The sequence below is a fragment of the Sulfitobacter sp. EE-36 genome (genome assembly GCF_000152605.1).
GTDB classification, from domain to species: Bacteria; Pseudomonadota; Alphaproteobacteria; order Rhodobacterales; family Rhodobacteraceae; genus Sulfitobacter; species Sulfitobacter pontiacus.
The window spans coordinates 2,505,771-2,520,349 of sequence record NZ_CH959310.1; the positions used below are offsets into that span (position 1 = coordinate 2,505,771).

General features: G+C 61.5%; 18 protein-coding genes and 1 tRNA gene. 17 read left to right on the forward strand and 2 right to left on the reverse strand.

Annotation, left to right across the window (positions count from 1 at the left end; genetic code table 11):
* Positions 1 to 16 precede the first annotated feature (16 nt).
* From EE36_RS14700 to EE36_RS14715, 4 genes are all read left to right on the forward strand, one after another.
* Positions 17 to 235 carry a DUF1127 domain-containing protein gene (locus EE36_RS14700; protein ID WP_005853553.1) on the forward strand — a complete coding sequence of 73 codons (219 nt, stop codon included), beginning with the start codon at positions 17 to 19 and terminating at the stop codon, positions 233 to 235.
* A gap of 321 nt (positions 236 to 556) precedes the next feature.
* Complete coding sequence (locus EE36_RS14705) at positions 557 to 1,309, forward strand: amino acid ABC transporter substrate-binding protein (protein WP_005853554.1); 753 nt, start codon at positions 557 to 559, stop codon at positions 1,307 to 1,309.
* A gap of 6 nt (positions 1,310 to 1,315) precedes the next feature.
* The gene (locus EE36_RS14710; RefSeq protein WP_005853555.1) at positions 1,316 to 1,990 is read left to right on the forward strand and encodes an amino acid ABC transporter permease; all 675 of its coding nucleotides are present in this window, start codon (positions 1,316 to 1,318) and stop codon (positions 1,988 to 1,990) included.
* A complete protein-coding gene (locus EE36_RS14715) occupies positions 1,987 to 2,769 on the forward strand; it encodes an amino acid ABC transporter ATP-binding protein (RefSeq protein ID WP_005853556.1) in 783 nt (260 codons plus the stop codon). Before EE36_RS14710 ends, EE36_RS14715 begins: the two co-directional genes overlap by 4 nt.
* 3 nt (positions 2,770 to 2,772) lie before the next feature.
* Here EE36_RS14715 and EE36_RS14720 read toward each other — a convergent pair whose 3' ends face one another.
* Positions 2,773 to 3,540: a DeoR/GlpR family DNA-binding transcription regulator gene (locus EE36_RS14720; protein ID WP_005853557.1), complete on the reverse strand. Its 768-nt coding sequence runs from the start codon at positions 3,538 to 3,540 to the stop codon at positions 2,773 to 2,775.
* Between the two features lie 169 nt (positions 3,541 to 3,709).
* Between EE36_RS14720 and EE36_RS14725 the strand changes: the two genes are divergently transcribed.
* The 6 genes from EE36_RS14725 to EE36_RS14750 are packed head-to-tail and all read left to right on the forward strand — an operon-like array spanning position 3,710 to position 9,486.
* A complete protein-coding gene (locus EE36_RS14725) occupies positions 3,710 to 4,678 on the forward strand; it encodes an ABC transporter substrate-binding protein (protein WP_005853558.1) in 969 nt (322 codons plus the stop codon).
* A complete protein-coding gene (locus EE36_RS14730) occupies positions 4,678 to 6,381 on the forward strand; it encodes an iron ABC transporter permease (RefSeq protein ID WP_005853559.1) in 1,704 nt (567 codons plus the stop codon). Before EE36_RS14725 ends, EE36_RS14730 begins: the two co-directional genes overlap by 1 nt.
* Positions 6,369 to 7,412, forward strand: a complete 1,044-nt coding sequence (locus EE36_RS14735) for an ABC transporter ATP-binding protein (RefSeq protein WP_005853560.1) — start codon at positions 6,369 to 6,371, stop codon at positions 7,410 to 7,412. The genes EE36_RS14730 and EE36_RS14735 overlap by 13 nt, the downstream gene beginning before the upstream one ends.
* A 51-nt stretch (positions 7,413 to 7,463) precedes the next feature.
* A complete protein-coding gene (locus EE36_RS14740; protein WP_005853561.1) occupies positions 7,464 to 8,480 on the forward strand; it encodes an MBL fold metallo-hydrolase in 1,017 nt (338 codons plus the stop codon).
* A gap of 2 nt (positions 8,481 to 8,482) precedes the next feature.
* Entirely contained in the window at positions 8,483 to 9,025 is a 543-nt protein-coding gene (locus EE36_RS14745; RefSeq protein ID WP_005853562.1) for a histidine phosphatase family protein, read from the forward strand.
* Positions 9,022 to 9,486 (forward strand): HAD family acid phosphatase, encoded by a 465-nt coding sequence (locus tag EE36_RS14750; RefSeq protein WP_005853563.1) that lies wholly within the window; start codon positions 9,022 to 9,024, stop codon positions 9,484 to 9,486. The genes EE36_RS14745 and EE36_RS14750 overlap by 4 nt, the downstream gene beginning before the upstream one ends.
* 122 nt (positions 9,487 to 9,608) lie before the next feature.
* Here the strand turns inward: EE36_RS14750 and EE36_RS14755 are convergent.
* Positions 9,609 to 9,698, reverse strand: a tRNA-Ser gene (locus EE36_RS14755).
* Between the two features lie 198 nt (positions 9,699 to 9,896).
* Between EE36_RS14755 and EE36_RS14760 the strand changes: the two genes are divergently transcribed.
* The 7 genes from EE36_RS14760 (at position 9,897) to EE36_RS14790 (ending at position 14,552) form a co-directional block, all read left to right on the forward strand.
* Positions 9,897 to 10,688 (forward strand): DUF2059 domain-containing protein, encoded by a 792-nt coding sequence (locus EE36_RS14760; protein WP_156785591.1) that lies wholly within the window; start codon positions 9,897 to 9,899, stop codon positions 10,686 to 10,688.
* A gap of 2 nt (positions 10,689 to 10,690) precedes the next feature.
* On the forward strand, positions 10,691 to 11,500 hold the full coding sequence (locus EE36_RS14765; protein WP_005853567.1) for a hypothetical protein: 810 nt from the start codon (positions 10,691 to 10,693) through the stop codon (positions 11,498 to 11,500).
* Positions 11,501 to 11,723: 223 nt separating this feature from the next.
* A complete protein-coding gene (locus EE36_RS14770) occupies positions 11,724 to 12,437 on the forward strand; it encodes a 50S ribosomal protein L21 (protein WP_005853569.1) in 714 nt (237 codons plus the stop codon).
* 12 nt (positions 12,438 to 12,449) lie between these two features.
* Entirely contained in the window at positions 12,450 to 12,719 is a 270-nt protein-coding gene (gene rpmA / locus EE36_RS14775) for a 50S ribosomal protein L27 (RefSeq protein WP_005853571.1), read from the forward strand.
* A 98-nt stretch (positions 12,720 to 12,817) separates the two neighbouring features.
* A complete protein-coding gene (locus EE36_RS14780) occupies positions 12,818 to 13,414 on the forward strand; it encodes a GNAT family N-acetyltransferase (RefSeq protein WP_005853573.1) in 597 nt (198 codons plus the stop codon).
* Complete coding sequence (locus EE36_RS14785) at positions 13,411 to 14,013, forward strand: LysE family translocator (protein WP_005853574.1); 603 nt, start codon at positions 13,411 to 13,413, stop codon at positions 14,011 to 14,013. Before EE36_RS14780 ends, EE36_RS14785 begins: the two co-directional genes overlap by 4 nt.
* Positions 14,014 to 14,015: 2 nt before the next feature.
* Complete coding sequence (locus tag EE36_RS14790; RefSeq protein ID WP_005853576.1) at positions 14,016 to 14,552, forward strand: GNAT family N-acetyltransferase; 537 nt, start codon at positions 14,016 to 14,018, stop codon at positions 14,550 to 14,552.
* The last annotated feature ends 27 nt before the right edge of the window (positions 14,553 to 14,579 follow it).

Here is a 14,579-nt window from a genome sequence, read left to right on the forward strand (position 1 = left end):
AAAGAGAGAATAAGAAATGAGCTATACATCCACATATACCGCCGCACCTGTTGCGGGTCTGATGCCCAAGCTGCGCCAGTCGCTTGATGCATTCCGTGCCTACAGCGCTGACCAACGCGCCAAACGCCAGACCTTCCGCGAGCTGTCGGCGATGAATGACCGGGATCTGGCAGATATCGGTGTTGCACGTGGCGAGATCCGCCGTATTGCCTCGCAAGCGGTTGCCCTGCGCTAACCACGACGCCTAAAGCCACAAGAATTTCCCCGCCGCAAAGTCCTCCCACTTTGCGGCGGTTTTATTTTGTCCGATCAGATGCTTATGCGGTGCAATCCGGCGCTGGTGATTCCCCCAATTGCGCGCTAATTCGCTTGATATCTTCCCGCAATGCCCCTTCCGCCGCTGCGACCCCCGAAACAGCGTTTCGCGATCAAAGCCCTTGCCAGAATTTTATTCCTGACCAAGGATGAATGACACCACCGCGGACTTGCTTGACGCTGCGCCATTGAAGCGCGGCTGCGTCATGTTACCTCCCCCTTAGACGTAACGGAGAATATCATGATCAAACACGCCACACTCACCGCAATCGCCCTTGCTACCGGCGTCAGTGCTGCTCAGGCAGAGACGCTGAATGTCGGCATGTCGGGCGGGTACTTTCCCTTTACCTTCGTAAAGCTTGACGAGCTTCAAGGGTTCGAGGTCGATTTCATCAATGCCGTCGCCAAGGAAACCGGCGACGAGGTGAACTTTGTCACCATGTCCTTTTCCGGCCTGATCGGCGCGCTGGAATCTGGCCGCATCGACACGATCGCCAACCAGATCACCATCACCCCCGAACGCGAGGCGAAATTCGCCTTTTCGCAGCCCTATGTCTTTGACGGGGCGCAGGTCGTGGTGAAAGAGGGCAACGAAGACACCATCGGCAGTGTCGAGGATCTGAGCGGGAAGACCGTTGCGGTCAACCTCGGCTCCAACTTCGAGGAACTGCTGAACGAGCTGCCGAACGCGGGCGAGATCGACATTCGCACCTATGAAAGCAACATTGCGCAAGACACGGCCCTTGGTCGGGTGGATGCCTTTGTGATGGACCGCGTTTCCTCGGCCCAGCTGATCGCGGAAAGCCCGCTGCCGCTGGCGCTTGCGGGCAAACCCTTCAGCGAGATCCGCAACGCACTGCCCTTCCGCAACGATGACGAAGGTCAGGCCCTGCGTGACCGGTTCGACGCCGCGATCACCAAGCTGAAAGAAGACGGCACCCTGACCGAGATTTCGGAAAAATGGTTCGGCTCTGACATCACAACAGCCGAGTAACACAAGATGCGGGGACTGGATTTCGAATATATGTGGGGCCTGCTGCCTGTGTTGCTGGGCTATGTCCCGCTGACGCTGTTCATGGCGTTTGTGGGCATGGTCTGCGCATTGGTGCTGGCCTCTGTGCTCGCGGTTGAACGGGTGTTTCGGGTTCCGGTCCTCGACGTTTTTGTGCGGCTGTTCATCAGCTTCTTTCGCGGCACGCCGTTGTTGGTGCAGTTGTTCCTGTTCTACTACGGCCTGCCGCAAGTCCTGAGTTTTCTGGGCAAGATCGACGGCGTCACCGCGACCATCATGGGGCTGACGCTGCATTTCTCGGCCTATATGGCGGAAAGCATCCGCGCCGCCATTCTGGGTGTGGACCGCAGCCAGTGGGAGGCCGCGCAGGCTGTTGGCATGACCCAAGGCCAGATGATGCGCCAGATTATTCTGCCTCAGGCCTCGCGGGTCGCGGCACCGACTTTGGTGAACTACTTTATCGATATGATCAAAGGCACCTCGCTGGCCTTTACCCTTGGCGTGACCGAACTGATGGGGGCGACCCAGAAAGAGGCGGCGGGCAGCTTCCTCTACTTCGAAGCCTTTCTCGTCGTCGCCGCGATCTATTGGGTCATGGTCGAGACATTGGCCTTCGCACAGCGTCACCTAGAGGTCTATCTGAACAAGGCACATGCGCGATGACCGATACACGAAGCATTCCAGAGACGGGCAGGGCGACGGGTGACGGGATTACCATATCCTGCCTGACCAAATCCTTTGGCAGCACCGCCGTGCTGAAAGACATCTCGCTTGATATTGCCCAAGGCGAACGGGTGGTGATCATCGGGCCGTCGGGTACGGGGAAGTCCACCTTGCTGCGCTGCCTGAACTTTCTTGACGCGCCTGACGCGGGCATTATCCGTATTGGCGATATGTCTGTCGATGCAGCTACGGCGAAACGCGCCGATATTCTGGCGCTGCGGCGGCGCACGTCCTTCGTGTTCCAGAACTACGCACTGTTTGCCAACAAGACCGCGCGCGAGAATATCACTCAGGCGCTGATCACCGTTCAGGGCTATAGCAAGGCCGAGGCTAACGCCCGTGCCGATGCGACGCTGCGCGAAACCGGTCTGTTCGAGAAAGCCGACAGCTACCCCGCTGCACTGTCGGGCGGCCAGCAGCAACGGGTGGGCATCGGCCGCGCGATGGCGCTGGATGCGGATCTGATGCTGTTTGACGAACCGACCTCGGCGCTGGACCCCGAATGGGTGGGAGAGGTGCTCGACCTCATGCGGCGCGTGGCCGAGAAACGACAGACCATGCTGATCGTCACGCACGAGATCCAGTTCGCGCGCGAGATTGCGGATCGGATCGTCTTTATGGACGAGGGGCGGATTGTCGAACAGGGCCCACCGGCAGAACTGCTTGATGCGCCCAAAGACCCGCGCACCCAATCCTTTCTACGGCGTGTCACGGGGTAGGGATCAGACCTTGATCACCGTGCACCCATGGGCGGCGGCGCGGGACAGCAGATCGGGCGACAGCGCGGCCCCTGTGACAAGGTAATCATAGGCCCAGATCTCCCCGTGCTGGCAGGCAAGGTCCAACTCCGCCTTGCCCTGATCGGCCACCAGGATCGTTGTCTTGGCGCAGCCCGCAATCGCCTTGCGCGCCAGCACCTCGTCCGAGTTATAGTCCATCACCGCGCCCGACCCCGACAGCCCGCCACAGCTGAACACCGCGTAATCCATGCGGTAACCCGCGAAAAACGCCAGCGCTGCAGCGCCGATCAGATCCAGATCGCGCATCCGTACGTTGCCGCCCGCCAGCTCCACCATCACGCCCGCGGCATTCTGCAGGGCGCACACCGCGTGGATGCTATTGGTCGCGACGAACAGGTCTTTGTGCGACGACAGAAACCGCGCGCAATGCTCGACCGTTGTCCCCGTCCCAAGCGCCACCCGTGCGCCATCGGGGATCAGGTTCTTGACCGCCAAGGCGATGCGCTGTTTCTCCTGTCGCGCGATGGTTTCGCGGGGCAGGTAGCCGATATTCTCGCTTTGCTGGCGCAGCTGCACCTTTCCCTTGCGGCGCTGCACCAGTGCCGCGTCATCAAGGTCGCGCAGATCGGCGCGGATGGTCTGCACCGAAACGTCCAGATGCTGCGATAGTTCGGCAGGGGACAAAGCGTCGTTCTGCGACAGCAGCGCAATGATCCTGTCGCGCCGGTCGGTCAGAGTAGGTCGCGCCATCTATTTTCCTTCGAAAACAACTCAAGGTTAGCCGGACCCTAGAGCGACCCCGTTCACGGCGCAATATAATTAAATATGTTACGCAAATGTCATAAATCTGTAGCGTAAGATGGGAATAAGGCGAGCGTGAAATGCTTTCGTACGAAAGCTACCTTTTCAGGAGAGCCCCATGAAAACCATCCTCACCACCACCGCTTTTGCCCTGATGGCCAGCACGGCCCTTGCAGATACCATCACACTTTACACCTCGCAGCCCAATGCAGATGCGCAGCAGACTGTGGACGCCTTCAAAGCCGCCAACCCCGATACCGATGTCGAATGGGTCCGCGACGGCACGACCAAACTGATGGCCCGTCTGCGCGCCGAGATCGAGGCAGGCAACCCGCAGCCCGACGTGCTGCTGATCGCCGACACCGTGACGCTGGAGGGCATGGCCCAAGAAGGTCTGCTGACCGCCTACCAATCCCCCGAGGCTGCCAATTATGACAGCGCGCTTTATTCTGCCGACGGCTTCTATCACTCGACCAAGCTGATCACGACAGGCATCGTCTATAACACCGGCGTCGAGACGGCTCCGACATCGTGGAACGACCTGAGCGATGCGGCTCTGAAAGGGCAGGTGGCGATGCCATCCCCGCTGTATTCCGGCGCTGCGCTGATCCATCTGGCAACCCTGACCGGCGATGACAGCCTTGGCTGGGGCTATTACGAACAACTGGCGGAAAACGACGCCCGCGCCCAAGGCGGCAACGGCGGCACGTTCAAGGCCGTGGCCTCGGGCGAGAAACCTTATGGCATGGTCGTCGACTTCCTCGCGATCCGCAACAAGGCCGAAGGGTCGCCTGTCGAATTCGTCTTCCCGACCGAAGGCGTATCCTATGTGACCGAGCCTGTGGCGATCATGTCGACCGCCAAGAACGTCGAAGGCGCACAGAAGTTCGTCGATTTCCTGCTCAGCGCGGAAGGTCAGGATGTGGTGCTTGAGATGGGCTATATCCCCGCACGCGACGGCATGGGCGTGCCCGCCGGTTTCCCTGCGCGCGAAGACATCAAACTGATGGATTTCGATCCCGCGACCGCGTTGAAGGACGCCGAAGCCAACAAGGCCAAATTCACAGAGCTGTTTGGCGCCGAGTAATGGGCGTTCTGACAAAAAACGGGGGCAGCCGGTCCGAGGGGTGGCTGCTCTCTACCATTTTGATTGTGGCGATCAGCCTGACCCTTGCGCCGGTGCTGCGCCTGTTTGTCGAAGGCGTGACGGATCAGGGCGCGGTTGGCCTGTCGCTCGCGGGCGAGGTGCTGCGCCAGCCATCGACGCTGAGCGCGCTGAAGCATTCGCTGGTGACCGCAGGGTTTGGCACCTTGGTCTCGGTGGTTCTGGGGTCTGCCTTTGCGTTTCTGGTGGCGCTGACCGATCTGCGCGCCAAGGCGGCGCTGGTGTTCTGCCTGATGATCCCGATGATGATCCCGCCCCAGATTACTGCGCTGTCCTGGACCCAGATCATGGGGCCGTCGTCGGTGTTGCTCAAGACCTTGGGGCTGGCACCGCCACTGGGGTCGCCGCAGCCGCTTTATTCGGCGCAAGGTATCATTCTGTTGCTGGGCATCCAGCATATGTCGATCATTTTCCTGACCCTGCGTGCAGGTCTGCGCGCCATCCCGCAAGAGGTGGTAGAGGCGGCGCGCATCAGTGGCGCGCGGGGGCTGCGCACGTGGTGGCAGGTGGTCATGCCCTTGACCCTGCCCAGTTTGGCCGCGGGAACGGCGATCACCTTTGTCACCGCCCTTGGCAACTTTGGCATTCCCGCGATGCTGGGTATTCCGGCGGGCTATGCGACCCTGCCGACACTGGTTTACCAAAAGCTGGCGGGCATGGGCACCAGCGTGCTGGCCGAGGTATCGATTCTCGCCATGCTGATCGGTGCGGTGGCTGTAACGGGCATCCTGACGCAACGGTTCTTCCAATCGCGCCAACGGGTCTATCTGGTGGGGGCCACCTCGCGCCCCTTGGCGATCCCGCTTGGGGCGGCGCGTCTGCCGGTCGAGGTGTTGCTATGGGCCGTGGTCTGCACGATCCTTGTGCTGCCCATGTTCGGCCTGCTGGCGACGTCGCTGGTGCCTGCCTATGGCGTGCCACTGCGGCTTGACACCGTAACCCTTCAGGCGTGGACCGAGGTCCTGCTGCGCCAGCCCGTCACGACGCGGGCCTTTGCGAACTCCTTTGGTCTGGCAATCGGCGCGGCGGTTGTGCTCATGCTGCTCTGCCTGCCGCTGGCGTGGCTGATGGAGCGGAACCCGACGCGGCTGTCGCGGCTGTTCGATAGCCTGCTGGATCTGCCCTATGCCTTGCCCGGAGTGGTGTTGTCGATTGCGATGATCCTGCTGCTGATCAAGCTGCCGTTCACCGATGCGACGCTTTACGGCACGATCTGGATCATCTTCTTGGCCTATCTGGCGCGGTTCTTTGCGGTGATGTTCCGCCCCGTGCAAGCGAGCCTCAAGCAGTTGGAGCCTGCCATGGGCGAAGCCGCGCAATCGGTGGGGGCATCGCTGTTCCAGCGGCTGCGCGATGTGATCGTGCCGCTCTCGGCTCCGGCGGCGGCGGCTGGGGCGATCCTTGTGTTTCTCACCGCGTTTAACGAGCTCACGGTTTCCGCGCTGCTCTGGTCCTCGGGGACCGAGACGTTGGGCGTGGTCATTTTCAATCTGGATGACAGCGGCGAGACCGCAATGGCCAGCGCGCTGGCGATGACCATCGTACTGGTGGTTATGGCGCTGATGGTGCTGGTGCAGCTGATGTCCCGACGTTTCCCCAAAGGAGTAGTCCCATGGCAGACATAAGCCTGTCCGCGCTTGGCAAATCATTCGCCGGCGCCCCCGCGCTGCATGACATCACCACCACGTTCAAGGATGGCGAATTCGTCGCCCTGCTGGGGCCGTCGGGCTGCGGCAAGACCACGCTGCTGCGCCTGCTTGCGGGGTTCGAGATGCCGACGACGGGGCAGATTTCCATCGGCCCGCGCGAGGTCGCACATGTGGCCGGCAACCGCATGGTCCCGCCCGAGGATCGTAACATCGGTTTCGTGTTCCAGTCCTACGCGCTTTGGCCCCATATGAACGTGCGGCGCAATGTGTCCTATCCGCTGGAGATCCGGCGTTTTTCCAAGGCCGAAATCACCGCGCAGACCGATCAGGCGTTACAGGCGACGGGGCTGACGGACTATGCCGACCGGATGCCCTCCGAACTGTCGGGCGGGCAGCGTCAGCGGGTCGCTTTGGCGCGCTGTCTGGTGTCGCACCCCGATGCGGTGCTGCTGGACGAACCGCTGGCCAACCTTGATGTGGCGCTGCGGGCGTCGATGCAAACGGTGTTCACCGATTTCCACAAGCGCACCGGCGCGACGATGGTCTATGTCACCCACGATCAGTCAGAGGCGATGGCCATGGCCGACCGCATCGCCGTGATGGACAAGGGCCGCATCCAGCAGTTCGACACGCCTCAAACGCTGTATGAACGCCCCAGGAACCGCTTTGTCGCCGAATTCGTCGGGCGCGGCACGGTGGTGCCCATGCGCGGGGTCGAAAAGAGCGATAGCGCCCTGCACGGCCATGTCCTGGGCACGCGGATCGCGGTGCAAAGCGGGGATGACCTGCCAAGCCATGTCTGCCTGCGCCCGGAAAACCTGACCATCAGCGAAACCGGCGACCTGCGCGCCAAAGTGGCGCGGGTGACCTATCTGGGCGGCAAATACCTTCTGGAAACCGTCGCGGACTGTGGCACGCGCCTGCTGGCTGAAACACGGGCACGGTTTGATGTCGGCATGCAGCTTGGCCTGACGATCACCACCCCATGGGCATTCTCCGAGGAATAAATGCAAAGCGTAAGAGTACTTTCCGGCATCGGGGACAAGGGCCCCGCATGCATGCAATTGAACACGGGCAATCGGCGCTGGCTGCTGGACTGCGGCTTTGGCCCCGAGGCCCACGCCCATTTTGACCCGCGCTGGCTGAAGGGCGCGGATGCGGTCTTTATCACCCACGACCATATCGACCACATCGGCGGGGCGATCTATGCGGTAGAGGCGGGGCTGCCGATCTATGCCACTGCGCAAACCGCCAAGGCGCTGCCCCCTGCCGCCAAGGTCAACCTTCTGCCCGAACGGGGGGTATCTGTGATCGACGGCGTGCAGCTGACCACGGGGCGCAACGGGCACGCCATGGGCGGTGTCTGGATGCATTTCGCCTTGGGCGAGGGGCTGTTCTATTCGGGCGATTGGTCCGAGGAATCCGACTGGTTCCCGCTGGATCTTCCGCCGCCCGCGGCAACGGCGATCCTGGATTGTTCCTACCAGCTTGACGATGTGCCCCAGACCGAAAGATTTGCAGCACTTGACGCCTTGCTGGACAGGCTTGAAGGGCAGGTGCTTTTGCCAGTGCCGCCATCGGGCAGGGCGGGCGAAATGGCCTTGCACCTGATCCGGCGCTATGGTCACGCCAGCGTCATGCTGGACCCTGAATGTCAGGCGGTGCTGGCGACGGGTCTGCGCAGCGGCACGCTTGGCGTGGATGCGGCCAAGATCGCCCCGCTGCTGGCGCGCGGCCCGCTGGACGAGGCGCGTTTTCTGGTCTGCGACACCCCCAATGCCGATGGCGGTGCCGCCTGGGGCTATGTGCGCGCCTGGCATGAAAGCGGCCGTTTGGGGCGCGACGCGCATGTGGTTTTTACCGGCCATATGACCGCCCATGCCCGCGGCATCTGCAGCGTGCCGGGGGGATATTTCCAACGCTGGAACGTACACCCGCCGCTGCGTGATCAGGTGCGTATGCTGGAACGGCTTGGCGCGAAACGCTTTGCGCCAGCCTTCTGCACACAGCCAGAAGACTATTTGATCGAGGATCTGGGCGTCGAGGTTTTCATGCATGATCCGGTGCGCCTGTGAGGGTGGCTGCGCTTCCGCCCTCGGACTTTTGCCTGATCCGCCACGGCGAGACGACCGCCAATGCGCAAAGCATTATCGCAGGGGTGACCGATGTCGCGCTGACCGCCCGTGGCCGCGATCAGGCGCGCGCGCTGGCCCGTCGTCGCTGGCCGCAGCCGGTCACGCTTTTCGCCAGCCCCGCCGCACGGGCGCGAGAAACGTGCAAGCTCGCCTTTCCGCAGCGCGGTTTTACCGTGATTTCCGCGTTGCGCGAACGCGATTGGGGGGCGTTCGAGGGGCAGCCGCTGTCGCAGCAACCCATACGCGAAGACACCCCCGAAGGCGGCGAAAGCTGGCCCGCCATGCTTGATCGTGTCGCAGGCGCGATCCACGCGGCCTGTGCCGCCACACCCGCCGGCCACCTTCCGGTGCTGGTCTGCCATTCCGGTATCATCCGCGCCGCGCGCGTGCTGTGGACACCCCATGACGCGGGCACACGCCCGCCAAACGCCATCCCGATCCTGTTTCAGCGGTCGGGCACATTTCTTGAGGAGAAAGAGCTATGACATCCGCCCCCCTGACACCTTGCGTGGTATTCGACGTCGACGGCACTCTGGCCGAGTTCGACGCGGCAAAGCTGGGTCATCTGGTGCATGGCGTCGAGAAGCAATGGGATGCCTTCCACATGGCGATGGCCGACGCCCCGCTGATTGCACCCATAGCCAAACTGATGCGCCGCCTGAAGCAAAGCGGAGAGACGATCGTCATCTGCTCGGGCCGCCCTGACGGTTGGGCGGAACACACGATCGCCTGGCTGCACAAGCACGAACTGCCCTTCGACGGCGTTTACCTGCGCGCCAAGGATCAGGACGCCGCAAGCGATCCGGAGGTCAAACGTCAAGCGCTGGCGCAAATGCAAGCGGACGGGCTGGCCCCCTGGCTGGTCATCGATGATCGCAGTTCGGTCGTTGACGCATGGCGTGCCGAGGGGCTTGCCTGTCTGCAATGCGCGCCGGGAGATTTTTAACGCGGACGGGTGCAGCATCTCGACCCTGATCGCGAATTTTGACAGCGCACCGCTCCACAGGGGCGTGCGACCAAGGCGACGGCTTGTCCCGTAAGGGGTGAGCCTCAACTGTCAGGGTGAAATGGCGGAGAGACAGGGATTCGAACCCTGGGAACCCGTGAAGGCTCAACGGTTTTCGAGACCGCCCCGTTCGACCACTCCGGCACCTCTCCGCATCGGTGTGGTGCGTCCGTTTAGGATGGATTTTACGGGGTGGCAAGGGGGGCTAGGCCAGTTTTCGCGGACACGGGGAATTTCATTGCTGACAGATGGATTTCGCATAAGCTCTTGGGGTGGATCAACTTGAAAGGAATGCCCTGATGCGCCGACTGTCCCGTTTGCCGTTAACTTTATGTTTTGGATTGGCGGTCATGGTATCGCTGATTGCACCGATGGCGCGGGCCGCCGACAGGGAAAGGGTCGATGCATTTCTGGAAGTCACAGGGTTTGATATCGCCCTTGAAAGCATCCGGCTGTCTGCTGATTCCGCGCCGCAAATGCTGGGGATTGATGCGGATGCCTTCGGCTCTGAATGGTCGCGTCTGGTGCGCGAGGTATTCGAGACGGATTTGATGCTGGACATGGGGGCCGGTATTCTGGCGCAGGCGCTCAGCGATGATGCGCTGGAACATGCGTCGGATTTCTATGCCAGCGATCTGGGCCGACGCCTGGTGGCCGCCGAAAACGCGTCGCATATGGAGGAAGACGATGCCGCGAAGGCAGAGGCGGGCGATGCGATCCTGAACGGGCTGCGCGGGATCGATTCTCCGCGTGTGGATCTGTTGGCGCGTCTGAACGGGGCAAGCGATGTCGAGGATAGCTCGATCAAGGCGCTGCAAGAGGTGCAGATCCGGTTCCTGATGGCAGCGGCGGGGGCGGGCGTGATCGAATTACAGATGGAAGAGCCCGACCTGCGCGAAGCGATGCGCGCGCAAGAGCCCGAGATGCGCGCCTCTATCAAAGAGAACGCGCTGGCGGGGGCGGCCTATACCTATCAGGCGTTTTCGGATGAAGAGGTACTGGTCTATGCCAAGGCGCTGGAAGATCCGCAGATGCAGGAGGTCTACGCGCTGATGAACGCCGTGCAGTTCGAGATCATGGCGAACCGGTTTGAAGAGGTCGCACAGCGGCTTGGCACCATGCAACCCAGTCAGGACCTGTAACCATGCGCGCCCTTGTTCTTGCTGCTGGCCTGTGGATGCTGGCGCTGCCGCTTTGGGCCGACGCGCGGTCAACCGTGCTGGTGGATGTCCTGCGTCTTGGTGAACTGGCCGAGATTTTGCAGCGCGAGGGGTTGGAGAACGCGGAAACGCTTGATCGCGATATGCTGGGCGGGCAGGGCGGCGCGGGGTGGGCGCTGCAGGTGCGTGCCATCTACAACCCCGAACGGATCGTCGAAACCCTGCGCGGGGCATTGGATGCGGGCTTGCAAGGTCAGGCCCGCGAGGATGTCATTGCCTTTTTCGCGCAAGACACGGGCGCAAGGATCATCACGCTCGAGAACGAGGCCCGCGCCGCTATCACCGACCCCGAGGTGGAAGACGCCGCCCGTGCAGGGTTCCATGACCTTGAGGGCAGTGACGACCCACGTCTGGGGCAGATCACCACATTGATTGACAGTGGCGATATGATCGATCGCAATGTTACCGCCGCGATGAATTCCAACTTTCAATTCATGCGCGGGATGGCAGATGGCAACGCGCTGCAAATGACAGAGGCCGAGATGCTGGCCGACGTGGCGCAGCAGCAAGAAGAGATCGCGCAAGACACGCGCGGCTGGCTTTATGGCTATCTGCTGCTGGCGTATTCTCCGCTGGAGGATACAGAGCTCGACCGCTATATCGCCTTTGCGCAAAGCGATGCGGGGCGCAGCCTGAACACAGCGCTGTTCGAAGGCTTTGGCGCCGCGTACGAAGACGTGTCCTATGCACTTGGTCGCGCAGTTGCGTTGAACATGGTGGCCGAGGAACTATAGCCGGCCGCACCGCCTTTGCGATAAGTCCCGCGAGGCCCGTGCTGGCCCTTGACATCAGGGGGGCGGTGCATCATACGGCAAGCCTCAACCTAAGGGTGCCCGTTTCGGGTGCCTTTGTTATTTCATGAACATCCCGAAACGGGATGCGCTGTCCGAGGTGGGCCAAGGCCCGACAAACTCCCGAACGGGGACCACAGGATGCGGAAACAGTAAAGGAAGACGCATGTTTGCGGTCATCAAGACAGGCGGCAAGCAGTACAAAGTTCAATCCGGCGATATGCTGCGGGTAGAACGTTTGGCTGCTGACGCGGGCGAAACAGTCCAATTCAACGAAGTTCTCATGCTGGGCGGCGATTCCCCCAAGCTGGGTGCTCCTTTGGTCGCAGGGGCCGGCGTTCAAGCCGAGGTCGTCGATCAGATCAAGGGCGAGAAAGTCATTCACTTCGTCAAGCGCCGCCGGAAGCACTCTTCCAAGCGTACCAAAGGCCACCGTCAAAAGCTGACACTGGTCAAAATCGGCGAGATCCTGTCGTCCGGCGCGGATAAATCCGACGTCAAAGCGGCCATCGGAACCGGTTCCGTCAGCGCTGCTGCCGTGACAGCCATGGAAGAGCGTTATGCGCTGAACAAAACCGATCAGGCCGAAATGGCCAAGCGCGTGAAGAACAATCAGGCCGAAGAGAAATCGGCCAAGCCTGCCAAGGCGAAGAAGGCTAAAGCTGCACCCGCAGCCGAAGGTGCCGACGATCTGAGCAAGATCTCCGGTGTTGGCCCCGTCATCGTTGGCAAGCTGAACGGTGAAGGCATCACAACCTTCGCACAGATCGCTGCTTGGACAGACGCTGACGTCGAAGCTATCGAAGAGAAACTGTCGTTCAAAGGTCGCGTCGGTCGTGAAGACTGGATCGCACAGGCCAAAGAACTCGCAAAAGGCTAAGGAGAGACACCAATGGCACATAAAAAAGCAGGCGGCTCATCCCGTAACGGCCGCGACTCAGCAGGTCGTCGTCTTGGCGTGAAAAAATATGGCGGCGAAGCTGTCATTCCCGGCAACATTCTGGTGCGTCAGCGCGGTACAAAGTACTGGCCCGCTGAAGGCGTTGGCATGGGCAAGGATCACACGATCTTCGCAACCGTTGACGGCAAGGTCCAGTTCCACAAGGGGCTGAAGAACCGTACGTTTATCTCGGTCCTGCCAGCGGCAGAAGCCGCAGAATAAGCCGCACCCGAGAGGTTTGAAAATTTAGGGATCGGCGGAAACGCCGGTCCCTTTTCCATTTTATCGCCCAGTGTTCACCCAGGAAGGGAGGGGCCGTTATGTCACGATCAAACCGCCCCGCGCTGAGCGATGGCACCATCCGTCTGCGCGCGCCCGAACACCGTGACATCGACGCCCGGTTCAAGCTTGGAAACACGCCCGAGATCCACCACATGTTCGGGGCAGAGCTGAACGCCGTACCGGTGATGACCAAGGCGCTGGCCGAACGTTGGTATGAAACGCAGCTGGTTGAACCGCTGGCCTGGGTCATCGAACATCGCGGCAAGATGATCGGTGCGCTGCGCCTGCACAGTCTGCGTCCGTGGGACGCCAGCGCCGATGTCGCGATCGGCATTCTCGCCCCCAAGAAACTGGGCAAGGGGTTGGGGACACGCGCGCTGCATCTGCTTGCGGCCCACGCCTTTGGCTCGCTGTCGCTGCACCGCCTCTCGGCCCGTGTGCTCGACATCAACGAACGCGCTGCGGCCTGTTTCACCAAAGTCGGCTTTGCCGCCGAAGGGCGCGCGCGGCAGTCGTCTTTTCTGGGGGGCGAATGGCACGACAACCTGTTGTTCGGGCTAATCAAACCTGATTATGTTCCGCCCGTCTATGACGCCAAGCCGCGGCAAAAGCGCAAGAAGAAGAGCCAGTCATGAGCGTCGCCCTGACATCCTTTATCGTCTTCGCTGCAAGCCAGATCGGCACACCCGGACCCGCGAATATGGCGCTGATGGCCACTGGCGCGCGCTTCGGCTTTCGCGCGGCATTGCCTTTTGTCGCGGGCGTGGCACTTGGCAAACAGCTGGTGATCTGGCCAGTGGGTTTCGGGTTGATGCAACTGGCCGACCGCGCGCCGGCGGTTTTCGTCGCGCTGAAATTCGCCTCTGCCGCCTATATCATCTGGCTGGCGTGGAAGGTTGCGAACCTGCGGTTGGGGCAGGGCGCACGAACCGAGGCCGCACCGGGCTTTCTGGCCGGGCTGATCGTCCACCCGCTGAACCCCAAGGCCTGGGCGATGATCGTGGGCAGCTTCACGGCCTTCATCGCGCCTGGAACGCCTGCGCTGGCGGCGACGGCCACGGTGGCCGCCGTGCTGCTGGGATGCCAGATCGTGCTGCACCCCTTGTGGACGCTGGCCGGTGCGGGGATCGCAAAGACGGTCGCCGGCACCGTTTGGGAGAAATATTTGATGTGGACCTTGGCCGCTTTGACGGTGGCCTCTGTCTTGTTCGTGCTGTTCGGAGGAGGGACATAACGATGGAAGATTTAACAGTGTCGCAACAGCAAGTGATTGAAACAGAACGGTTTGACCTGCGCCCTGTGCGCATGTCGGATCGTGGGATGATCGAACATTATGCCAGCGATCCACGGGTTGCGATGCGCACCGCATCCATTCCGCACCCGCTACCGCCCGGCGTGATCGAAAGCTTCATCACCCGTGCCACAAGCACCCCCCGGACAGAAGATGTCTGGGTCATGGACGGGCTGAAAACCGGCGGCTCCGAGGTGATGGGCGTGATTTCCCTCATCCGGATGGACCGCGATCAATCCGAAGTCGGCTATTGGGTTGCCCCGGCGTTCTGGAACACGCATCTGGCGTCCGAGGCCGTACAGGCGCTGGTGCAGGCCAATCCCCTGCGCAACAAAAATATGTTCGCCTCGGTGTTTCGCGACAACCCTGCCTCTGCCAAAGTGTTGACAAATGCGGGCTTCCGCTATCTTGGCAATGCGGAAACCTATTGTCTGGCGCGCGAGACCTGCGTACCAACCTGGACGTATAGCCATAAACTATGACCACACGTGCCCCGAAAGGCCCTTTTG